At 66.8% G+C, this 22,020-nt stretch carries 20 protein-coding genes and 1 pseudogene; 13 read left to right on the top strand and 8 right to left on the bottom strand.

All coding sequences use genetic code 11. The annotated features are described in order from the left end of the window. The first annotated feature begins 25 nt into the window (after positions 1–25). A complete protein-coding gene (locus ACT1U9_RS22430) occupies positions 26–415 on the top strand; it encodes an ATP-binding protein (RefSeq protein ID WP_444534463.1) in 390 nt (129 codons plus the stop codon). Then, the gene (locus ACT1U9_RS22425) at positions 409–735 is read left to right on the top strand and encodes a hypothetical protein (protein WP_444534462.1); all 327 of its coding nucleotides are present in this window, start codon (positions 409–411) and stop codon (positions 733–735) included. The genes ACT1U9_RS22430 and ACT1U9_RS22425 overlap by 7 nt, the downstream gene beginning before the upstream one ends. Positions 736–1,966: 1,231 nt before the next feature. On the opposite strand, the pseudogene ACT1U9_RS22420 reads toward ACT1U9_RS22425, so the two are convergent. Together ACT1U9_RS22420 and ACT1U9_RS22415 are read right to left on the bottom strand one after the other, a co-directional pair. Beyond that, positions 1,967–2,053: pseudogene (locus tag ACT1U9_RS22420) on the bottom strand (glutamine synthetase); the annotation flags it as partial. A 184-nt stretch (positions 2,054–2,237) separates the two neighbouring features. Continuing rightward, positions 2,238–2,606 carry a DUF6009 family protein gene (locus tag ACT1U9_RS22415; RefSeq protein ID WP_444534461.1) on the bottom strand — a complete coding sequence of 123 codons (369 nt, stop codon included), beginning with the start codon at positions 2,604–2,606 and terminating at the stop codon, positions 2,238–2,240. A gap of 382 nt (positions 2,607–2,988) precedes the next feature. On the opposite strand from ACT1U9_RS22415, the gene ACT1U9_RS22410 reads away from it, so the two are divergent. After that, positions 2,989–5,427 carry an nSTAND3 domain-containing NTPase gene (locus ACT1U9_RS22410; RefSeq protein WP_444534460.1) on the top strand — a complete coding sequence of 813 codons (2,439 nt, stop codon included), beginning with the start codon at positions 2,989–2,991 and terminating at the stop codon, positions 5,425–5,427. A 342-nt stretch (positions 5,428–5,769) separates the two neighbouring features. Here ACT1U9_RS22410 and ACT1U9_RS22405 read toward each other — a convergent pair whose 3' ends face one another. Together ACT1U9_RS22405 and ACT1U9_RS22400 are read right to left on the bottom strand one after the other, a co-directional pair. Next, on the bottom strand, positions 5,770–6,510 hold the full coding sequence (locus tag ACT1U9_RS22405) for a hypothetical protein (RefSeq protein ID WP_444534459.1): 741 nt from the start codon (positions 6,508–6,510) through the stop codon (positions 5,770–5,772). Between the two features lie 470 nt (positions 6,511–6,980). Beyond that, on the bottom strand, positions 6,981–8,321 hold the full coding sequence (locus tag ACT1U9_RS22400) for a tetratricopeptide repeat protein (RefSeq protein ID WP_444534458.1): 1,341 nt from the start codon (positions 8,319–8,321) through the stop codon (positions 6,981–6,983). Between the two features lie 135 nt (positions 8,322–8,456). On the opposite strand from ACT1U9_RS22400, the gene ACT1U9_RS22395 reads away from it, so the two are divergent. The 4 genes from ACT1U9_RS22395 (at position 8,457) to ACT1U9_RS22380 (ending at position 10,129) form a co-directional block, all read left to right on the top strand. Next, a complete protein-coding gene (locus ACT1U9_RS22395; protein ID WP_444534457.1) occupies positions 8,457–8,864 on the top strand; it encodes a hypothetical protein in 408 nt (135 codons plus the stop codon). Then, positions 8,861–9,055 (top strand): hypothetical protein, encoded by a 195-nt coding sequence (locus ACT1U9_RS22390; RefSeq protein ID WP_444534456.1) that lies wholly within the window; start codon positions 8,861–8,863, stop codon positions 9,053–9,055. Before ACT1U9_RS22395 ends, ACT1U9_RS22390 begins: the two co-directional genes overlap by 4 nt. Beyond that, complete coding sequence (locus ACT1U9_RS22385; RefSeq protein WP_444534455.1) at positions 9,048–9,290, top strand: hypothetical protein; 243 nt, start codon at positions 9,048–9,050, stop codon at positions 9,288–9,290. Before ACT1U9_RS22390 ends, ACT1U9_RS22385 begins: the two co-directional genes overlap by 8 nt. A 254-nt stretch (positions 9,291–9,544) precedes the next feature. After that, positions 9,545–10,129, top strand: coding sequence for a hypothetical protein (locus ACT1U9_RS22380; protein WP_444534454.1), 585 nt, complete (start codon positions 9,545–9,547; stop codon positions 10,127–10,129). Here ACT1U9_RS22380 and ACT1U9_RS22375 read toward each other — a convergent pair. Continuing rightward, on the bottom strand, positions 10,126–10,527 hold the full coding sequence (locus tag ACT1U9_RS22375) for a hypothetical protein (RefSeq protein ID WP_444534453.1): 402 nt from the start codon (positions 10,525–10,527) through the stop codon (positions 10,126–10,128). The genes ACT1U9_RS22380 and ACT1U9_RS22375 overlap by 4 nt on opposite strands. A 419-nt stretch (positions 10,528–10,946) precedes the next feature. Then, the gene (locus ACT1U9_RS22370) at positions 10,947–12,308 is read right to left on the bottom strand and encodes a glutamine synthetase family protein (protein ID WP_444534452.1); all 1,362 of its coding nucleotides are present in this window, start codon (positions 12,306–12,308) and stop codon (positions 10,947–10,949) included. Between the two features lie 238 nt (positions 12,309–12,546). On the opposite strand from ACT1U9_RS22370, the gene ACT1U9_RS22365 reads away from it, so the two are divergent. The 5 genes from ACT1U9_RS22365 (at position 12,547) to ACT1U9_RS22345 (ending at position 18,512) form a co-directional block, all read left to right on the top strand. Beyond that, entirely contained in the window at positions 12,547–14,535 is a 1,989-nt protein-coding gene (locus ACT1U9_RS22365; RefSeq protein ID WP_444534451.1) for an amino acid transporter, read from the top strand. Positions 14,536–14,646: 111 nt separating this feature from the next. After that, positions 14,647–14,988 carry a hypothetical protein gene (locus ACT1U9_RS22360; RefSeq protein WP_444534450.1) on the top strand — a complete coding sequence of 114 codons (342 nt, stop codon included), beginning with the start codon at positions 14,647–14,649 and terminating at the stop codon, positions 14,986–14,988. A 63-nt stretch (positions 14,989–15,051) separates the two neighbouring features. Continuing rightward, on the top strand, positions 15,052–15,711 hold the full coding sequence (locus ACT1U9_RS22355) for a DUF3105 domain-containing protein (RefSeq protein ID WP_444534449.1): 660 nt from the start codon (positions 15,052–15,054) through the stop codon (positions 15,709–15,711). Next, the gene (locus tag ACT1U9_RS22350; protein ID WP_444534448.1) at positions 15,708–16,340 is read left to right on the top strand and encodes a DUF305 domain-containing protein; all 633 of its coding nucleotides are present in this window, start codon (positions 15,708–15,710) and stop codon (positions 16,338–16,340) included. The genes ACT1U9_RS22355 and ACT1U9_RS22350 overlap by 4 nt, the downstream gene beginning before the upstream one ends. A gap of 252 nt (positions 16,341–16,592) precedes the next feature. Then, complete coding sequence (locus ACT1U9_RS22345; RefSeq protein WP_444534447.1) at positions 16,593–18,512, top strand: S53 family peptidase; 1,920 nt, start codon at positions 16,593–16,595, stop codon at positions 18,510–18,512. Between the two features lie 153 nt (positions 18,513–18,665). Here the strand turns inward: ACT1U9_RS22345 and ACT1U9_RS22340 are convergent, their stop codons facing one another. Both ACT1U9_RS22340 and ACT1U9_RS22335 read right to left on the bottom strand, forming a co-directional pair. Continuing rightward, the gene (locus ACT1U9_RS22340) at positions 18,666–19,484 is read right to left on the bottom strand and encodes an alpha/beta fold hydrolase (RefSeq protein WP_444534446.1); all 819 of its coding nucleotides are present in this window, start codon (positions 19,482–19,484) and stop codon (positions 18,666–18,668) included. Then, the gene (locus ACT1U9_RS22335) at positions 19,481–20,158 is read right to left on the bottom strand and encodes a DUF998 domain-containing protein (RefSeq protein WP_444534445.1); all 678 of its coding nucleotides are present in this window, start codon (positions 20,156–20,158) and stop codon (positions 19,481–19,483) included. The genes ACT1U9_RS22340 and ACT1U9_RS22335 overlap by 4 nt, the downstream gene beginning before the upstream one ends. Before the next feature lie 103 nt (positions 20,159–20,261). Between ACT1U9_RS22335 and ACT1U9_RS22330 the strand changes: the two genes are divergently transcribed. Further along, the gene (locus tag ACT1U9_RS22330; protein WP_444534444.1) at positions 20,262–22,013 is read left to right on the top strand and encodes an NAD+ synthase; all 1,752 of its coding nucleotides are present in this window, start codon (positions 20,262–20,264) and stop codon (positions 22,011–22,013) included. Positions 22,014–22,020: the final 7 nt, after the last annotated feature.

Here is a 22,020-nt window from a genome sequence, read left to right as displayed (position 1 = left end):
CGCCTACCAGCACGGAGTAACTTGTATGGACGAGTATACGAGTAGAGCGGGAGTCTGGGGACTGATCTGCCCAGGTTCCCCGGAAGAAGTTGCCCGCGCCCGGCGATGGACCCGCGACGTCTTACGGGCGCACCCCCGGGTCGACGACGTGGTCCTGGTCGTGAGCGAGCTGGGGACGAACGCGCTGACGCACACGGCGGGGGATGCGCTGCGGGTCATGCTCACGGTGACCGAGAGCCGGGTGACCGTGGCGGTCACGGACTCGGGCGGGACACCGCAGGGCCCGAAGGTCACGGAGGCGGGCGAAGAGGCCATCCATGGCCGGGGGTTGAGCATCGTGATGGCACTCGCGCACCGCCTGGCGGTCACGGGCGACGAGGCTGGCCGCACGGTCACGGCGGAGCTCCCGTGGTGAGGGGCCCGGGGTTCCTGTGCGAGTTCTCGGTCGAGCGCCGGGACACAGGGGAACGCGTCAACCAGGCCGCCCTGGAGGTCGACTCGGTCGAGGCGGCCGTGCGCTGGATACGGATCGCGGTGCGGACGGCGCTGCCCGGGTTCGAGGGCGAGACACTGCGGGCGGCACGGGCATTCCTGGCGGACGGCCGGGCGACGGAACGGAAGCTCCGCGAGAACCAGCTGACGACCCTGACCCTGGTCCAGGGCTCCCTGACCATCGTGTGGCTGATCAGCCCGATAGCGACGGGCGAACGCCAACGCATCTGCGCATGGCCCTGAGCTTGAGCAACAACTTTCCCTACAGGTTCAAGGCTGCCGGCTGCGCTGCCGCTCGGCAGGCCTTGCCGAGACTGCATGCAGCGGCTGACACCAGTGGCTGCACCAACAAATGCGATCAGCAGGACGACTGGCCGAGGCACAGGGACGGTTGGTCGACGTCGGGAGACCCACTGATCGACCTGATAAGGATTAGGTCAGACCTCAAGTTCCGTGCCCAACACGGGCATCGGTCGTTGAGTCTCCGCCGGACTGAGTTGTCGAACTCGGGCCATCCGCCGGCAAGCTCACCCAAGCTCGGGTACTAGCAAGTACCGGGCCTCGAAATGTGGCGTTCGGGCCCCTTGGTGCGTTTTTGATCGTTCAGTAACAGGGGGTTCGATGCAACTCACCTCGATCACGCAGGCCGTAACTGCATTCTCACCTGTAGCAATCGCAGTACTCACAGGGGTTTTCACTGCTCGCTCGAATCGTCGAGCGAGATCAGACAAGATCATGGCGCGACTCACCGCAGAGATAACCGCCTTGGACGCCTTGCCGGACGAAGGATCGGCGAAGGCCATGCTCGCGTCACAGGTGGAGGCGACGGTAGCAAAGTACAAGCAGACGTGCTTGCGTGAGGATACGTTCCGACGAGACGGAGTAGGCGTCGGTTTGGGTATCATCCTCGGCGGCGGAGGCATCACTCTCGGCACATGGGCCGCCGTCCAAGGAGGTTCCACGCTGTGGTGGTGGGTGGTCGCAGTACCGGCAATCGTCCTCGGGGTACCAGGCTTTTTTCATGAATGGACCGGCGGTGGCAGCCGTACGGCTGCCACCCAAGCAAATGATGCGACCGCTACGACGACGAGTGGCTGAAGCCTCAGCGACCTACGCACACACAGTTCGTATCGCGGTTATGGCGCGGCCGCAGGGTCGTGCCACCCTCGTGCCAGAACGGGCGGGACTCACGGGGAACTGGGGTTCACCGGCCGCGATGAGCGAATCCTGGGGAGCGCCCTTGAAGAGCTCCGAGTAGGAGCGGCTGGGCCGTCCCTGTGCCGTCTCCGAAGTCCCCCCGACCGACAGCGCCTCCGCGACTTCACCGTACGGCTATCGCCAAGGCTCGACTCGGCATCTGCTCCGACGTCGCACGGCCCACGGACGGCGGGCTCAGGCACACGCCAAGGGGCTGACGGTCAACGACCGTCGGCCCCCCGGTTCCTGATGATGCGAAACCCGCTCTGAACCGTGCTTACAGAACCGGCAGGTCCTTCCGCAGCTCGAAGGCCGTGACCTCCGAGCGGTACTCCTCCCACTCCTGCTTCTTGTTGCGCAGGAAGTTGGGCGGCTCGGAGACGCCTCGGAGAACCGCTCGCAAGACGCTCGTGACCTGCGAGAATGAGGCCGTCATTGGTTATTGTTGGCCACTGTTGGCCGCCCCTCGACAGCCCAGGGACGGCCCACGGCGATGTGGGCACGAAGCCCATGGCTCGGGCCCGAACTCACCTCACGTCGCAGCCGACCTATACGCCGGGCAGCGGGGCTCCCCAGGCACGCTCGGTGAGTTCACCCCAGACCCTGGGGGCAACGGTTCGTGGGTCTACAGCCTCACTCGGCGCGGTGGTCTTGTACGTACCGTTCGGCTGCTCGGATCGGTCATGCTCCTTGATCCAAAAAACTCGCCGCACAAAGCGGCCGGGTACGTCGCTACTCGGAGCGTCGGCACGCAGTACGGAGTACCCCACCCGACGGCCGGCACCCCGCCACGCCACTGGGCGACGCCGCGTAGAGACGGACGGCTCCAGAGACTGCCTGACGTAGTCGAACCTCTGGATGTCCTCTGTCCACACGATCTCGTCTTCGTACTCCAACGCCTTGGTGTTCGGCTGCACCAGTACCTCCCACTGAGTCGGTTGCTCGACCAACACAAGTGTGCTTAGGGACGGCTCCGCATCCAATAGGGCATGGCTCCGAAGGGGATGGCTGCGTCCTGCTCAGAAGGCCCCCCTGATCTGCGGGAGCCCCCATCCGAGGCCGAGTTCGCTCGGGGATCACTCGCTGCTCACTCGCCGGAGTCAGCTGTGCCTGACCAGACCAGCCCCACTGAGGGCTGCTCGGGTGACGACGGAGGAGGAAGGTAGGACTACCGTCGCTGCCTCTGGCAGGCGCTGCCAGGACGTTGAGCTGGTAAGCCGTGAGCGTCCCTCCGCTAGCCAGGGGCAGACTTTGGCAGAGTGGTCTCCAACACAGAGGACTCGTAGGGATACTGGCCGTATGGCGCGCAACTACAGCGATCTCTCTCCTCACGATTTCGAAATCTTGGTGAGGGATCTCCTCCAGGCAAGTCACGGGGTGCGCATGGAGACATTTCCGCCAGGCCGGGATGGGGGAATCGACATCCGCCTCCATCGAAACGGCGAGGAAACCCTCATTGCCCAATGCAAGCATTCTCCGGGGCGGACTTTTGCGCAAATCAAGGGACAGCTTGAGTCCGAGGCCAAGAAGATCGGCGACCGGTTCTCCTGTCGTTATATTTTGGCCACCTCGGCTTCGCTAACGCGCCAGAATAAGCAGGAAATCGCAACCATGTTCGCTGGAGTGCGACTGGGAGTCGATGACATTTGGGGTGTAGACGACCTCGATAACCTATTGAAGCTGCACCCTCGCGTGGAGGTCGATAACTTTAAGTTATGGATTACTTCGAGTGCCGTCTTGGATCATCTACTCCACCCTGATCTGTATCGGCGGAGCTCGGGCCTTGTCGACCGGATTGTCAAGCGGCGCAGGCTTTATGTTCATAGCGAAGCCTACCCGGATTCGTTGAGAATGCTGGAGGAGCACCATGTCTGCGTGATTTCCGGGGAGCCGGGAATCGGTAAAACAACTCTCGCCGAGACGCTACTCGTAAAATTTCTTTCGGATGGCTGGGAAGTTCATTCTGCTTCCAGTGACGTGACGGACATCGAGAAGGTATGGAAGCCGGGGGTTAGACAAGCATTTCTGTATGACGATTTCTTAGGTCAGAATTCACTACTCGACAGCCTGAACAAAAATGAAGACAGTAGGCTGTCAGATTTACTTGAGCGTATTCGCGATGTGGACGACAAGGTCTTGATTATGACTACGCGCGAGTACATTCTCCAACAGGCTCGGCAGGTCCATGAGCGCCTACAGAGTTCGCGAGCGTTGACCTACGGGAAAGTGATTCTGAACCTCGCACACTACACCGCCGAACAAAAAGCAAGAATTTTCTATAATCACATTCACTTTGCTGAACTCTCCGATGCTGCGCGCGAGTCGGTATTGCGAGAAAGGAGGTATATGGACGTCATTCAGCATGTCAACTTCAACCCCAGGATCATCGAGCTTGTTACGAAAAACTTTGAGAACTCCGGAGTCAGCGATGAGCGCTTCTTCGAATACGCACTGAATGCGCTTGATGATCCTCGTGAGCTATGGGAACGCATTTTTGAGAGCCAGCTCTCTGTGACGGAGAGGAGCCTTCTGCTGGTTCTGGCCACCATCCGCACGCAAGTCGAGCTCAGGGATTTGCACTCTGCACTAAATGCCTACGAGTGCGTTCATGGAGGGCCGCGTACAGATCTGCACAGGCTGAGGCTGCTGCTCAAGAAGCTGGAAGGTACCTTCGTTCAGGTTTCTATAGACACGGCGCTAGATGATCAGGTGAACGGATTTCACCCGAGGAGTCGTGCAACACTCATCCAACTGGCCAACCCTTCCTTTGTTGATTATGTCTCGTCGTATCTATCGTCTCATCCGGATGAAATCAATCAGATGGCCCACGGATGCCACTTCTTTGAGCAAGCAGAAACGCTTGCACTCTGGGAGCTTGGGGAAGCTTCCCATACTCAAATCATCAGGATTGCATTCGATGCGTTCTTTGGAGTTGCGCAGCGGGGGCGGCAACTGCCTCGGCTCGCTCCCGGTCACCAGAGAGTCTTGATGTCTGCATTAACGCGACTGGGGTCCGCAGAATCGTGCACCTGGGTTAATAGTCACCTTTATTATGGAGTTGCAACTCGACGTGAGGTCTCCGCCAGGAATCGGCACCTTGTCATGCTGATTCTCGACCATAAATATGGCCGAAGCCTCCTCGGGGAGGATTCTTTGCTCTGCTTCGCGCAGATGTTGACCGAGCGTATTGGTCAGACCGACTTGGGGCTTGTGCAGCGCGAATTTCCCCTCATGCGATATCTGTCCAGGTACAAGAGCGTTGAGGCGCAAGTCGTTGCGGCCCGTGACATCGCGGCAGCAAGGCTGTTGAAAGTCCTTAAACATCCCGAGCACTTTCAGTCGGCCCTTTATGTCTTCAGGGACCTCGGCATTAATCCATCGAGCTGGTCTGAGCGAAGCGAGGCGGATCTCCGGCAGCGCTTCTCATCTTTTGCGTCGGAGTGGGACTGGGTGGAGGCTGGAAGAGTGAACAACGTTGCGGAATGTGAAAGCTCCCTCTCCTCCCTTCAAGAAGCGCTAGAAGATTTCGAACTTCATGAAATAGTTGATCCGGTCGCTCTCACGGACCGACTGTCGATGCTTCAGGACGAGGTTGCTCAGGGTCTAGATTTCGACGGCGAAGAGTTGGATGAATCGGACCCGGGTGAGCGTGAAAGGAAACAGCGCAATGAGGAGGACGTCCACTCCTCTGAGGAGCCTGGCGATCCGATCGATGACCTTTTCCAAACGCTGATCTAACTGTGCACCTGCGGTCGCGAAGGATCTCCGGGTATATGACGGTTGACGGGGCTCCATCGCCATCCTGCTGGGCTTCCTTGCCGGTCTTACTTGAGGGCTCTCACTCCTCGCCAAGCGCCGCGAGGTTATCGGCGAAGCTCGCGGTGAGGCTTGCGAGGACGAACTTCCCCCTTAGACGGCCACTTTGGCGCGAGCCTCGAAGATCGGGGCCTCAACGTCGTGCTTTAACGGGCAGGTCCACAGACTGCCCGACTTACCGGAAGCTTAAGAGACCCCGATCACTCGCACCAAAGCCGCTCCACCGACCTCAATCGGCCATCGGATATCGCAAGAAGACCCGAATTACATAGTCTCGGCAAGACTCGCTTTGACGAACATTTCGGCGAAAACTGGATCAACTATCTTGGTATTGACCTCAAAGACCCCCGGCGGGAGGGGTTGATAAAGGTACTCGTCTCGCCCGGGCATTACGTTTTCCAGTGTGGCTTCAATTTTATGCCATCCGGGAACTGGAGAATCGCAAACGTTTTCCGCCAAGGCGAATGCCCTCAGGTCGATCTCTACAGGGTTGAATTGCAGCTTGAAACAGTGCTGTTCGCCGCTTCTCAGTACCAGCCCTAGCTCCTCATGGGGTGTAAGCAGCGATGTGGTAGCCCGCAAGAACCACCAGACCACCTCGCAGTAGTCCTCAAATTCGTCTTTGCTCGGTGGTTCCGCACCGTCATGTTCGACGGCGTTGCGCAAGCGGTTCATGCGCTGCAACATGCGTCGCCTAATGACTCCCCAGCCCTCAAGGACCGCGAGCCATCCCCCCGACCTTGCCTGGGGGTACTGCTTGAGGCCGTAGAGCATTTCCAAGTGCTCTAGTCGGGTCTGCATGGACCTCTTCAAGGCCAAGATTCCATCGATGAGATCATACCGATTGGAACAATTTGCCAGGCGATATTCTGCATGCGCCAACGAGGAATCTGCGCGGCGTTTCATTGTGCTCTCTTCAGCGCTCATCCCGTAACGTGAAGAGCCATCACTGAAACTCTCGTCAAGGTCAACTGTAAGCCAGTACGTCTTGATTTCCGCCGTCACGCCGCTCATCATAGCGGCGTCGTTAAGTCAGATCAGGCGAGTTTTTCTTCCTCGGCCCTACGCGTGGTCGAGCGACGGATCATGGACCGAGGATGTCGCAAGGGACGCTCGCTGTCGGGGGACTTCCTGAGGTGCCCTGGAGTCAGGGCCGAATCGGGGGTGCTCGTACGAGCAGCCACCGCCTGGCTCAGGCTGTACAGCAGGGAAGTACGCCAACCACGGAAGCCTGACCCATTCAGCAAGGCCTACTTGGGACCGTTGCGCGGCCAGCCTGACCCCCGCTGACCGCTCCACATGGAGCTACGGATCAGAAGGTTGCGGGTTCGAATCCTGCCGAGTGCACAGCAGGCCAGAGGCCCCGGACGAGAGGACGGGACCTCTGGCGTTTCACGTGACGTCGGTGGCCGACGACAAACGCCCCGGCGAATGGATGAGTCGAGCCATACGAAGGCGTAGATCGCCTGCTCGGGTCAGCCGACCAGGGCGGGCGGGGCGATCGTGCGGGCCCGTTCGTAGAGGTCGCGGGCGGCACTGTTCTTCAGATGGGGGCGGATCAGGCTGAACATGGTCTTCACGCGATCGTCAGCGCGGCCGGACTGGACCATGGGGTAGTCGTCGAGTGCCTGGTGCCAGGTGGCGCACGCGGCTTCCAGGTGACCGACTTCCAGTTGGCGTTCGGCGAGGGTGGCGCGGTGGCGGACCCTCGCGCGCCGGTAGACGCCGTAGCGGAGCTGGTCTGAGTGCTGCATGGCTTCGATGGCACCGGGCACGTCGCCCAGTTCGTAGCGGACTTGGCTGATGTGGTAGTTGAGCGACGACGGGTCGTACGAGCCGAACGCCTTGCTGCGCGACTCGGCACGATCCATGGCGGCCTCTGCCTCCCGCATGTACCGGAGGGCGCTGGTGCGGTCGCCGGTCTGCGCCGAGGTATGTGCCTGCTGTCCGGCGAGGAAGGCCCGCATCCGAGGCCCGGCCTTGGGGGAGGCTGAGGCTGCGGCATCGGCCAGCTCCATGGCTTTGGCCCCGTGCCCAAGGTCCACGGCCTGCACGCTCATGCCCCGCAGAGTCGTGCAGTACGTCAGGTGATCCTCGGCAGCGCCCGCAAGCTCCAGGGCCTTGACGTAGTAGCGCTGGGCGAGGCCGTGCAGGCCCTCGTCCACGGCCATGTAGCCCGTGAGATACAGCAGGTCCGAGGCGGCCGACAGCATGGCTTGCCGGACGTTCTCCGGGGCGTCGGCCCGCAGGTAGGCGGCCACCGTGTTGACCATGAACGAGGCCGCCATGGGCCGTGCATGGCGTCCGCCGAACTGGTCGTCCAGCTCCGAGACGCGTTCGGTCATGGCGACCACCATGTCCACCTCGTTCATACCGATCCGCGAGGCACGGCCGCTCTGTACGGCTTCGGCGCGGCCGATGACGTCGGGCCAGCCGGGAATCGTGAGCGCGACCGAGAAGAGGCCGGCGCCAAGGACGCTTCTGCGTGACGGGTCCATGTCGAGCCTCCCCAGGTCGATCATCCCTTCCACGGTATCCGTGGCGGTGGGGGAATGACCGGAGGGGAGCGGCAGGCCCGCTTCAGCGTGGGTGACCGGGCGCCCGAGCCGCCGCGACAAGGCTTCGAGGAGGCACGACCGCACGGCTGCGCGCGGCATGGTGCCGTCGAGCCAGTGACTCACCGCGGATTCCTCGTAGCGCAGCGGAGAGCCAGTCTCCGTGCCGACACGGTTCACGGCCCGCGCGAACTGGCGATACGTCCAGCGGGTCTCGGTGAGCAAGCGGGCCAGAGCCGCGTTCGGCGTGCGCGTCGCCATGACCATCAACTCCACGCGCTCTCAAGGACTTTCAAGGCTTTCAAGTCCTTACGTTGCGGCAACGGTACCGCCGTGTGTGGTCACGCGGTTGCGTAGAGGAAGCAGAGACCGCAACGGAAACGGAGCTGGGGCACCGTGGACACGCAGAGCGAAGCGCGAAGCATCGGGGCGAAACTCGCCGAGGAGCTGCACCTGGCCTTGCTGGCCCGGGGCTTCTACCTCCCGATGGGTGCGGCTGCCCCGATAGGAGGACGGGCGTACGTGGACGTGGAGCCGGTGCGGGACGACGTGGCGCACCGGCTGATCGAGGTCCTCGGCCCTCCCCCACTGACCATGCCGGATGCCGGAGATCCGTGGGCAGTCGCGGAAGAGGCGTTGAAGGATCTACGGCGGGCACTCTGCGCCGCCAACATCACCCTCCCTTCCCTGGGGATCGATGAGCCCTGCGGAGCCAACCAGACGGTCCTGGTCGAGTTGGGCAACGCCCACCCGGCCGCTGTCCGGCAGCTCGCGCAGACCCTCGCGAAGGGGGCGGAGCGGTGAGCACAAGCCCATGGGGAGAGCTGCGCAGACACATCGCGGCACACGAGCGGAGGTGCGCGGCGGAGTGCGAGTGGCTGGAGGCAGTGGTCCCCGAGATCCAAGCGGCAGCCTCCGTGCTTGCCCGGGAACTCGCGGCGGCCTGCGAGCCGGACCAGGCCCAGGCCCGGACGGAGGGTGACGGCCGTGCGTGACGCCTACCGGTGCGAGGTCACCGCCTACACCCTGGACTACTCCCGCGCGTGGGGACTCGCCCTGGACCACGTGGTCACGCCGAGGCTGGTCGTCCGCTGGTTATGCGGCCATGCCGCGCATCTCGCGGACCTCATGGGCCCCCACCCGATCACCGAGTGGTGCCCCGCCGAGGCACTACGCCCTATCCCTGAACGTGCCCGACGCGCCGAGCATCCTGCGGCGATGGTGCAGTGACACAGACGAACACAAAGCCGCCATCCGCCTGTTGAGCGACGGCAGGATCTACACCCTCGGCTCCCACGACGACACGGCCCGATACGCCCTGTCCGCCGTCTCCCTCGCCGTACTACGCAGCTCCAGAGGGCACCACATGGCCCCGGCAGGCCGCGCGGCACGCACCCCATGAGCCCCCGCCCGGCTGCCCCGTATGACGGCGGTCGGCAGCCGGGCGGGTTCACCGATGCACCCAACCGAAGGAGAGTGCAGCAGTGTCCGTAACGCTAGTACGACCGGCCCCGGAGCGGGTCGCGGAGCGAGCCCGGCAGATCCTGGCGACCGTGGAGGCCGATCCCGAGTACGACCGGCTGCGCACCGCGTGCGCGAAGTACGACGAGGACTGGACCAGCTTCATGGGCTATGCCCTTGTCGACGGGTTCGACATCGCGCACGACACCGAGCCCCTGTTCCCTGAGGCCATGCGCGCCATGGCGATCAAGTCCGCCGTCTACGAGATGACCGAGGGAGACGAGGAGGCCGCGGAAGTACCTGTGGCCATCCCCGTGGACGAGATGATCCACGCCCTCGCCGCGCAGTTCACCGTCCTCAGCCGCATCCAGGACCGGACCGGCATCAGGTTCGTCCACGCCACCGACCGCGAGGCCATCGGCGCATGGGACCACGGCGACTACACCCACCAGGTCTACCGGGCCGCGTGGGGGCCGATGAACGAGCGCTACTGGTTCGGCAAGGACGAGACCGCTAGGCGCAGGGCAGCGGTCATGGCGAAGTACGAACCCGTCGGCATCCTCGACGGCGGCCGCCGCTTCGTTCCAGGCTTCGCCACGGCCGACTAGTTGAGCGCGCGGCGCAGCGCCTGGAGGACATCCACCTGCGGGAACGCCCGAGGGATCTCCTCGGTGGCTTGCTCGATGAGCAGTTCCAGCACGCCGGGCGCTGCGCTGTGCATGACGTCGTACAGATACGCGTCGAGCCCGGACGGGCTGTCCGGCAGCTTCAGCTCCACCGTGAACGGAATGCCGTCGCTCTTGTACCGGCCCGGCGGCAGCCCCACCTTGTGCGGGTGCACGCACACTGGGATGCCTGCCGTTGTGTAGCGGTGGCCGTCCATCGGATTGAACGGATGCTCGACTGAAGGCCGTTCGGCCACGTCGAATTCGCCGAGCGGCAAGCGGCGCGAGGGACAGATGCCACATGACGGGTGCTCGCCACCGGTGACGAAGGCGTCGGCCATGGGCGGCAGCGTAGCGCCCCGGTGCTGGGTGGATGGTGAATGAGCAGGAAACTGGAGTAGGGCCGTCAGGCGGTTGATTGACGGCAGCCCTGGCGGCCGCTTAGGCAGAACAGGGGTTTCGGAAGAGTCAGTTGACGTCGCTGACGCTGGCATCGAGATCGGTGGCCATGGCGCGGCTGGTGAGCTTGATCGCTAATAACGCTCAGCCCTCAGTCACGGCGCCTCACCCTCTCCCCGCCACGCCTCAGCCAGCTGCCCGCCGGCGCAACCGTACGGCTATCGCCAAGGCTCGACTCGGCATAGATCCGGCGACGCACGGCTCGCAGACGGCCCAGGGTCAGCCACACGCCGAGGGGCCGACGGTCAACGACCGTCGGCCCCTCGGTTTCTGATGATCCGAAACCCGCCCTGCCCCGCCCCTACAGCACCGGCAGGTTCTTCCGGAGCTCGAAGGCCGTGACCTCCGACCTGTACTCCTCCCACTCCTGCTTCTTGTTGCGCAGGAAGAAGTCGAAGACGTGCTCGCCGAGCGTCTCGGCGACCAGTTCGCTGCGTTCCATCAGCGTGATCGCCTCGCCGAGGTTCTGCGGCAGGGGCTCGATGCCCATCGCGCGGCGCTCGGAGTCGGAGAGCGCCCAGACGTCGTCGTCCGCGCCCGCCGGGAGTTCGTAGCCCTCCTCGATGCCCTTGAGGCCGGCCGCGAGCAGCAGCGCGTACGCGAGGTACGGGTTGCAGCCGGAGTCCAGGGAGCGGACCTCGACACGGGCGGAGCCGGTCTTGCCGGGCTTGTACATCGGCACGCGGATCAGGGCCGAGCGGTTGTTGTGGCCCCAGCAGATGTACGAGGGGGCCTCGCCGCCCGCGCCGGCCGTGCGCTCCGAGCCGCCCCAGATGCGCTTGTAGGAGTTGACCCACTGGTTGGTGACCGCGGCGATCTCGGCGGCGTGCTTGAGCAGGCCCGCGATGAAGGAGCGGCCGACCTTGGAGAGCTGGTACTCGGCGCCCGACTCGTAGAACGCGTTGCGGTCGCCCTCGAAGAGGGAGAGGTGCGTGTGCATGCCGGAGCCGGGGAACTCGGAGAAGGGCTTGGGCATGAACGTCGCCTGGACGCCCTGTTCGAGCGCCACCTGCTTCATGACCAGGCGGAACGTCATGATGTTGTCGGCCGTGGAGAGCGCGTCCGCGTACCGCAGGTCGATCTCCTGCTGGCCCGGCGCGCCCTCGTGGTGGCTGAACTCGACCGAGATGCCCATCGACTCCAGCATGGTGATCGCCTGGCGGCGGAAGTCCATGCCGACGTTCTGCGGGGTGTGGTCGAAGTAGCCGGAGTTGTCGGCGGGCACCGGGCGGGTGCCGTCCAGCGGCTTGTCCTTCAGCAGGAAGAACTCGATCTCGGGGTGGGTGTAGAAGGTGAAGCCCAGGTCCGAGGTCTTGGCGAGGATGCGCTTGAGGACGAAGCGCGGGTCCGCGAAGGACGGGGAGCCGTCCGGCATCAGGATGTCGCAGAACATCCGCGCGGTGCCCGGGGCCTCCGCGCGCCACGGCAGGATCTGGAAGGTGCCCGGGTCCGGCTTGGCGATCATGTCCGACTCGTACACCCGGGCGAAGCCCTCGATGGCCGAGCCGTCGAAGCCGATGCCCTCGTCGAACGCCTGTTCAAGCTCGGCAGGAGCCACCGCGACCGACTTCAGGAAGCCGAGCACATCGGTGAACCACAAACGCACAAACCGGATGTCACGCTCTTCGAGAGTGCGGAGCACAAACTCCTGCTGCTTGTCCATAGCCACATCCTTGCAGTTCAGACGGTCTGTGCACCACCGCCCGGGCATGAGAGGGAAGCATCAGTATCGAGGCCCGGGATTACCGACACATTACGCACCCGATATGACCTGCGGCACGTCCCCTCCCCACAGTCGCACCGGGTGCTGTTCCCGGCGAGGGCGTGAGGGATACTCGCTCCTCGTTGCCCGCAGAACGACTTGGTACGGCTGACCTCCGTACCGCTATGGAGACCGCAGCATGACCGGCACCCAGATGGAGCCCCCGGATACCGTCACCGCACCCCCCGCGCCGGCACCTGCCGCCGCGCGCTGGCGGGGCTGGCTGCTGGACGGGCTCTCCGAGCAGTCCGCACGCCACCAGGGGCCGCACGGCGTCACGCCCGACGAGCACAAGGGCCACAGCTGGTGGCGCGTCATGTGCCTCACCGGTGTCGACTACTTCTCGACGCTCGGCTACCAGCCGGGCATCGCCGCACTCGCGGCCGGGCTGCTCTCGCCGATGGCCACGCTCGTCCTGATCGCCCTGACGCTGCTCGGCGCGCTGCCGGTGTACCGCCGGGTGGCCAAGGAGTCGCCGAACGGCGAGGGCTCCATCGCCATGCTGGAGCGGCTGCTCCCGTGGTGGGCGGGGAAGATCTTCGTCCTGGTGCTGCTCGGCTTCGCGGCCACCGACTTCATGATCACCATCACGTTGTCGGCGGCGGACGCCTCGGCCCATGTGGTGGAGAATCCTTTCGCCCCGAGCTGGCTGCACGGCTCGAACCTCTGGATCACGCTGGCGCTCGTCGCCGCCCTCGGCGCGGTCTTCCTCAAGGGGTTCAAGGAGGCCATCGGCGTCGCCGTGGTGCTCGTAGCCGTCTATCTGACGCTCAACCTGGTGGTGCTCGCCACCGCCGTCGGGAAGATCGCCACCGAGCCCGTGGTGATCGACGACTGGTGGCACGCCGCCAGCGCCGCGCACTCCTCGCCGCTCGCCATGATCGGCGTGGCGCTCCTCGTCTTCCCCAAGCTCGCGCTCGGCATGTCCGGCTTCGAGACGGGCGTGGCGGTGATGCCGCAGATCAGCGGCGACGCCTCCGACACCCACGCCAAGCCGCTGGGCCGCATCCGCGACACCCGCAAGCTGCTCACCACCGCCGCGATCGTGATGAGCGGCTTCCTGCTCGTCTCCAGCCTCGCCACGACGATCCTGATCCCGGAGGCCGAGTTCAAGGCGGGCGGCGACGCCAACGGACGCGCGCTCGCGTTCCTGGCCCATCAGCAGCTGGGCGAGGCGTTCGGCACGGTCTACGACATCTCGACCATCGCGATCCTCTGGTTCGCCGGCGCCTCGGCGACGGCCGGACTGCTCAACCTGGTGCCGCGCTATCTGCCGCGCTACGGCATGGCCCCGGAGTGGACCCGCGCGGTGCGCCCGCTGGTGCTGATCTTCGCGGCGATCGCCTTCTTCATCACCTGGTGGTTCGACGCCGACGTCGACGCGCAGAGCGGTGCGTACGCGACCGGTGTACTGGTCCTGATGCTCTCGGCGTCGTTCGCCTCCACCGTGGCGGTGCTGCACCGGGGCAAGCGGGGCGCGGCGTTCGGCTTCGGCGCGATCACCGCGGTGTTCGCGTACACGCTGGTCACCAATGTCATCGAGCGGCCCGACGGCCTGAAGATCGCGCTGCTTTTCATCATCGCGATCCTGCTGTCGTCGTTCGCCTCCCGGGTGCACCGGGCCTTCGAGCTGCGGGCCAAGGAGATCACGTTCGACGAGGCGGCGAGCCGGTTCATCGACGAGGCGGCGAAGAGCGGGCCGCTGCGGCTGATCGCCAACGAGCCGCAGGAGCACTCCACGGCCGAGTACCGCGCCAAGGAGTACAGCCAGCGCGAGGAGACGCACATCCCCGACGGGCGGCCGGTGCTGTTCCTGGAGGTGTTCGTGCGGAACTCCTCGGACTTCACCACCGAGCTCACCGTGCACGGCGACGAGAAGCACGGGGTGCGCAGGCTGCGGGTGGAGGGCGCGGTCGTACCCAACACCATCGCGGCCGTGATGCTGAAGCTGCGCGACCGCACCGGGCAGGTGCCGCACGCGTACTTCAACTGGACCGAGGGCCATCCGCTCAGCCATCTGCTGCGCTTCCTGGTCTTCGGCGACGGCGAGGTCGCCCCGGTCACCCGTGAGGTGCTGCGGCGGGCCGAGTCGGACCGCAAGCGCCGGCCCCGCGTCCACGTCGGCTGATTCCGGCCGGTTGGCCTGATCTTGGCCGACCCCGCCCTGCCGCGCGTCGCGCTCCCTCCCTTACCATCTGCGCCTATGGGGGGAGCGCGACGCCTTCGCATCACACGTCCCATGGCGCTGCTGAGCGCCATGGCGACGCTTCTCGCCGCCCTCTTCCTCTGTCTCACCGCGGGCGGCCGCGCGAGCGCCGACGCCGTCCCGGCGGCGCACCACATCACGATCACGCTGGCCGTCGGTCCCGCGCAGTACAGCTGCCCGTACGACCGCGGCGACTGCGGGCTCTTCCCGCACGCCGACCCGGCCGTGCTCACCGCGCCGCCGCTGGACACCCCGGCGCCGAGCGCCGCCCAGGCCGTACGGACGGCGGCGGCGCATCCCGCCGTGGCCCCGGTGCGCTCCGGCGCGGGGCCGCGCGCTCCCGATCTCCACGTTCTTCAAGTGCTACGGACCTAGGCGGAGCCGATCCACTCCGCCCACACCCCCAACTTCCCCGTCACCAGAAGGACTTGAGCCATCATGGCCACCAAGGAATCGAACCGCTCGCGCCAGGCGCGGATAGCCGAGATGCGCCGCGCCGAGCAGGCCCGCGAGCGCCGCAACAAGATCGTCGCGATCACCGCGTCGGTGGCGATCGTCGCCGGGCTCGTCGGCGTCGGCGCGTATCTGCTCAACCGGGAGTCCGACAAGAAGGACCAGCAGCAGGCCCAGAAGGCCGACGACGCCAAGGCGACCATCGCCGGCGAGAAGGACTGGGACCCGAAGAAGCTCGGCCGCAACCACGTCACCAAGACGGTGTCGTACCCGATGAAGCCGCCGGTCGGCGGTGACCACAACCCGGTCTGGATGAACTGCGGCGGCGTGGTCTACAAGAAGCCGGTCCCGGACATGAACGCGGTGCACTCGCTGGAGCACGGCGCGGTCTGGGTCACGTACAACGACAAGGCGCCGGCCGGGGATGTGCAGAAGCTCTCCGACAAGGTCTCCAAGACGCCGTACTCGCTGATGAGCCCGTTCCAGGACCAGGCCGGGGCGATCATGCTCAGCGCCTGGGGCAAGCAGGTCACGGTGACCAGCGCGGACGACCCGCGGGTCAACCAGTTCTTCAACAAGTACGTGCAGGGCGCGCAGACCCCGGAGCCGGGTGCGGCGTGCACGGGCGGGCTGGACCAGAAGTGAACCGCACCTACTGGGCGTCGCTCTCGGCGGTGGCCGCGGCCCTCGTGTTCGCCACGGTGGCCACGGTCGCCGGCGCCACGGGCGACGACTCCCCGGCCGCACCCCGCACGCCCGTGGCCACCTCGGCGGACGCGGGCTTCGCGCGGGACATGTCGGTCCACCACCAGCAGGCGGTGGAGATGTCGTTCATCGTGCGCGACCGCACCCAGGACGAGGAAGTGCGCCGGCTCGCCTACGACATCGCCAACACCCAGGCCAACCAGCGGGGCATGCTGCTCGGCTGGCTGGATCTGTGGAAGCTGTCGAAGTCACAGCCGGACCAGCTGCCGATGGCGTGGATGGGGATGGGCACCGAGCCCGGCGCGGACGGCGCGCTGATGCCCGGCATGGCCACCAACACCGAGCTGGACCAGTTGCGCAAGGCCGACGGCAAGCAGGCGGAGATCCTCTACCTCCAGCTGATGACCGAGCACCACAAGGGCGGGATCCACATGGCCCAGGGGTGCGCCGAGAAGTGCGCCACCAAGGTGGAGCGCGACCTCGCCCAGGGCATGGTCGACTCGCAGCGCTCGGAGATCGATCTGATGGCCGACATGCTGACGGCACGGGGGGCCAAACCGCGTACGTGACCACGTATTCGGCGTCGCCACGGATTACGTAGGGAATCCGCCCGAGTCCGACTTTCGGCCATCAAAACGACCCAAGTCCCGCCACCTGGGCGGGACTTGGGTTTCTCTTGGGTTTCACATGCCCCCCGCATGAACCGTTCCTCACCAGAGTGACGCTGTGCATGTGCAGATCAAGTGCGCATGCCTCACAGGTGAAGAGCCTCAGCAGGGGGTCAAATGAGAACAAGCCGCACCAAGCGGCGCGTCGTGAGCATGGCAGCGACACTGCCTCTGTTCGCCGGCGCACTCGCTTTCGGCATACCGTCCGCCCACGCCGCGGACCCCGTGCCGTCCGGGCGGGCCGCCCTCACGGGCACCAAGCCCGTATGGGCCACCGGCGCCGCCGACCAGGGCGCCACGGCGAAGACCAACCAGGTGAGCGCGCGGGTCTACCTCGCGGGCCGCGACGCCAAGGGCCTCGCCGCGTACGCCGCGGCCGTGTCCGACCCGGCGTCGGACGCGTACGGCAAGTACCTGAGCCCCGCGCAGACGCAGGAGCGTTTCGGCGCGACCAAGGCGCAGGTCGCGGCGGTCACCAGCTGGCTGAAGTCGGCCGGGCTCACCGTCACGGGCACCAACGAGCACTACATCTCGGTCTCCGGCGACGTCGCCGCGGCCGAGAAGGCGTTCGGCACCAAGCTGCACAACTTCCGCAAGGGCAGCCGGACCTACCGCGCCCCGGTGGCGACCGCCTCCGCGCCCGGCGCGCTGGCCGACGCGGTGCTCACCGTGACCGGCCTGGACACCGCCCCGCACCAGGCGTCGCACCAGGACACGCTGCCGGGCCCCGGCCCCGCGTTCAAGAACTCCGGGCCGTTCTCCACGTACTACGGCTCGAACATCGCCTCCACCCTGCCGGACGCGTACGGCAAGAAGATCTCGTACGCGGTCCACGGGTACACGGGCAAGCAGCTGCGCGCGGCGTACGGCGCGGGCCGCTACACCGGCAAGGGCGTGACCGTCGCGATCACCGACGCGTACGCCTCGCCGACGATGGCGAAGGACGCCCAGCAGTACGCGCTGCGCAACGGCGACAAGTCGTACAAGCACGGCCAGTACACCGAGGTGACGCCCGCCGCCTACAACAGCACCGAGGCGTGCGGCGCGGCCGGCTGGTACGGCGAGGAGTCCCTGGACGTCGAGGCCGTGCACGCGGTCGCGCCGGAGGCGGACATCGTGTACGTCGCGGGCGCGTCCTGCAACGACCCGGACCTGCTCGACTCGCTGAACAAGGTCGTCGACAGCCACCTGGCCGACATCGTCTCCAACTCGTGGGGCGACGTCGAGTCCAACGAGACCCCGGACGTCGCGGCCGCCTACGACCAGACGTTCAAGCTCGGCGCGGTCGAGGGCATCGGCTTCTACTTCTCCTCCGGCGACGACGGCGACGAAGCCGCCAAGAGCGGCAAGAAGCAGGTCGGCACCCCCGCCAACTCGGCGTGGGCGACGGCTGTCGGCGGCACCTCGCTGGCCGTCGGCAAGGGCGACAAGTACCAGTTCGAGACCGGCTGGGGCACCCTGAAGTCCTCGCTGTCGGCGGACGGCAAGAGCTGGACGAACTTCCCGGGCGCGTTCACCTCGGGCGCGGGCGGCGGCACCAGCTCCACCGTGAAGCAGCCGTTCTACCAGCACGGCATCGTGCCGGACGCGCTCGCCAAGGCGAACGGCGCGGACCGGATGCGCACGGTTCCGGACATCGCGGCCGTGGCCGACCCCAACACCGGCTTCCTGGTCGGCCAGACGCAGACCTTCCCCGACAAGTCGGTGAAGTACGACGAGTACCGCATCGGTGGTACGTCGCTGGCCGCCCCGGTCATCGCGGGTGTCCAGGCGCTGGCCCAGCAGGCCCGCCACTTCCCGATCGGGTTCGCGAACCCGTCGATCTACGCGCGGTACGGCTCGCCGCTGTTCCACGACGTCACGGACCACCCGCTGGGCAAGTCCCGTGAACTCGCGGTCGCGCGGGTGGACTTCGCGAACAGTGTCGACGCGTCGGGTGGGCTGCTCACGTCTGTTCGTACCCTCGGTCATGACAGCTCGCTGTCGGCCACGCGTGGCTACGACGACGTTACGGGTGTCGGTACCCCCGCCCCCGGATACGTTGCGTCGTTCGCCTCGCGGTACCACCGCTAGGCTCTGCGCGCTGGATGCGGGTTGACTGCGGGCCCGTCTGTGGCTGGTCGCGCAGTTCCCCGCGCCCCTGAAAGCAAGGCAACACCCCCGCCTCGGACCGTTGACTCGGCCCGGGGCGGGGCTTTTTCGGCTCGGGCCTGAGGCTCCTTTGCCTCAGCCCAGTACCGTCTTCGCCACCTGGCCCGCCCTGTCCAGCATCACCAGATGGCCTGCCCCTTCCGCCACTTGGAAGTCCGCCTCCAGGTGGGCGGCGAGGTCGCGTTGGCGGTGGAGCCATGCCGGGCCGCCCGCGCCGCCTGCCAGGACACGGACCGGGACGCCGCCGGGCAAGGGGAACTTGTCGCGGAGGGTGAGGAGTTCGGCCGCCACCGCTCGGTAGCGCGCGTTCTCCAGGATCAGGCCGCGCCAGACCCGCGAGGTGCGGTAGCAGCGGTCGACGAGGGCGCGGGGGGCCGGGTCGGGGCCGCCGGTGCGGGAGAGGCGGACCGTGGCGCGGCGCAGCAGCGGGCCCAGCGCGGCCGGGGCCCCCGTCCCCGAGAGCACCGCCCCCGCGACCCGCGCCGACACCACCCGCGCCCGGGGTGCGAGCGGCGGCCGTACGTCCGCCTCCACGCTGGAGTCGAGCAGCACGAGCGCGGCCGTGCGGTCCGGGTACAGGCGCGCGTACGCCTCCGCGTGGAAGCCCGCGATCGAGTGGCCGACCACAGTGGCCCGCCCGCCGACTCCCACCGCGTCCAGGACCGCCGCGATCCGGTGCGCCTCCCCCGAGGCCGTCGGCGGTGCGCAGGCGGGGCCGGACAGGCCGTGGCCGGGGCGGTCGAAGCGTACGACCGTGCGGTGCGGGGCGAGGAGCGGCACCACCGGGTCCCAGTCGAACCACGCCATGCCCAGGCCCGCGCTGAGCACCACGGGCGGACCGCTGCCCTCCACCACCACGTGGTGCGGGACCCCGTCGATCCGTACGAACGTCATACTCGATTCTCGCGCGCCACGGCGTAGGTGAGCACCCCCAGCCACACGGCGAGCAGCAGCACCTGTGCGCGCTGCCCGGCCCCCAGCGACCAGGTGCCGCGCCCGGCCTCGAACGCGGCGATCGCGGCCAGCGTCCAGACGGTGACGGCGAGTTCGAGGACGACCAGGACCGGGCCGAAGCGGGCGAGCGGGGCCCAGTGGACGTAGCGGCGGGCCGCGACCGTGAGCGCCACGATCCCGACGAGCGCGCCCGCCATCGCGAGGCTGCTGCTCACGGCGTGCGCGGTGTGCGTGGCCGGGACGAGACCGGCCGTCTCGCGGGCCGCGCACTCGGGGTCGACGGTCGGCGCGCAGCTCAGCGGCAGCCGCGAGTCGGCCACGGTCGACGCGCCGAACAGCACCAGAGCCGCCCAGCCGGTCACCGTCCAGGGCCGCCGCTCGCACCGCCACAGCGCCCAGGCGGACCCGGCGAGGACCAGGACGCCCGCGGTGAGATCGGTGGCCCGGAAGAGCCCGCCGAGCGGCTGGTCGACCGCGCCGAGCTCGCTGACATACGTCTGGACGGGGTCGAGCCCGGTGTGGAGCAGCACTTCGAGCACCCACGCGGTGTACGCGAGCGCGCCGAGCGCAAGGAGGACGACGGCGGGCCGGGCGTGCGTACCGGAGGGGGGCATAGTGGTGCCGATGGTACTTACCGGCCGGCTCCTGTCGGCGGACCACGGCGCCGTCCGGCTCGTTCACCCGACATTGCGTCGCTCTGACGATTACACTGGCCGGGTGCCTCAACTACGCCTCGCTCTGAATCAGATCGACTCGACCGTCGGCGACCTCACCGGCAATGCCGAGGCGATCGTGCACTGGACCCGGCACTCCGCCGAGCAGGGGGCGCATCTCGTCGCGTTCCCCGAGATGATGCTGACCGGCTACCCCGTGGAGGACCTGGCGCTTCGCCCGTCCTTCGTCGAGGCGTCGCGGGCCGCGCTGGACGAGCTGGCGACGCGGCTCGCCGCCGAGGGCCTCGGCGAGCTCCCGGTGATCGTCGGCTACCTCGACCGGTCCACGGCCGCGCAGGCGCGCCTGGGCCAGCCCGCGGGCGCGCCGCGCAACGCGGGCGCGGTCCTGCACCGGGGCGAGGTGGTCCTGCGCTACGCCAAGCACCACCTGCCCAACTACGGCGTGTTCGACGAGTTCCGCTACTTCGTGCCGGGCGACACCATGCCGGTCGTACGGGTCCACGGCGTCGACGTGGCGCTCGCCATCTGCGAGGACCTGTGGCAGGACGGCGGCCGCGTCCCGGCCACCCGCTCCGCCGGGGCCGGGCTGCTGATCTCCATCAACGCCTCGCCGTACGAGCAGAACAAGGACGACACCCGCCTCGAACTGGTCCGCAAGCGGGCCCAGGAGGCGGGCTGCACCACCGCCTACCTCGCCATGGTCGGCGGCCAGGACGAGCTGGTCTTCGACGGCGACTCGATCGTCGTCGACCGCGACGGCGAGGTCGTCGCCCGCGCCCCGCAGTTCTCCGAGGGCTGCGTCCTCCTGGACCTCGATCTCCCGGCCGCCGGTCCCGTCCCGTCGGGCACGGTCGACGACGGCCTGCGGATCGAGCACGTGACCCTCTCCGAGCGGCCCGTCCCGGCGTACGAACCGGAGCTCGCCGGGGGCTACAGCGACCGCCTGGACGACGACGAGGAGGTCTACTCGGCGCTGGTCGTGGGGCTGCGCGCGTACGTCGCCAAGAACGGCTTCCGGTCCGTCCTGATCGGCCTGTCCGGCGGCATCGACTCGGCGCTGGTCGCCGCGATCGCCTGCGACGCGGTCGGCTCGGAGAACGTGTACGGCGTGTCGATGCCCTCCAAGTACTCCTCCGAGCACTCCAAGGGCGACGCTGCGGATCTGGCCCGGCGCTCCGGGCTGCACTTCCGGACCGTCTCCATCGAGCCGATGTTCGACGCGTACATGGGGTCGCTGGGCCTCACCGGCCTCGCCGAGGAGAACCTTCAGTCGCGGCTGCGCGGCACCATGCTGATGGCGATCTCCAACCAGGAGGGCCACATCGTCATGGCGCCGGGCAACAAGTCCGAGCTGGCGGTGGGGTATTCGACGCTCTACGGCGACTCGGTGGGCGCGTACGGCCCGATCAAGGACGTCTACAAGACGACGGTCTTCCGGCTCGCCAACTGGCGCAACAAGGCCGCCGAGGCGCGCGGCGAGGTCCCGCCGATCCCGGAGAACTCGATCGTCAAGCCGCCGAGCGCCGAGCTGCGCCCGGACCAGGTCGACACGGACTCGCTGCCCGACTACCCGGTCCTGGACGCGATCCTGGCCCGGTATGTCGACCGCGACCAGGGCCGCGAGGAGATCGTCGCGGCGGGCTACGACCCGGAGGTCGTGGCGAAGACCCTGCGCCTGGTGGACTCCGCCGAGTACAAGCGCCGCCAGTACCCGCCGGGCACGAAGATCTCGGCGAAGGGCTTCGGTAAGGACCGGCGACTGCCGATCACGAACAGGTGGCGGGAGTCGGCCTGAGCGTCGG

Origin of the sequence: Streptomyces sp. BR1 (assembly GCF_052373795.1) — a bacterium.
In the GTDB taxonomy this organism is placed as follows: domain Bacteria; phylum Actinomycetota; class Actinomycetes; order Streptomycetales; family Streptomycetaceae; genus Streptomyces.
The sequence above is the reverse complement of the archived record's forward strand: the minus strand, read 5'-3'. Positions and strand labels throughout refer to the sequence as shown.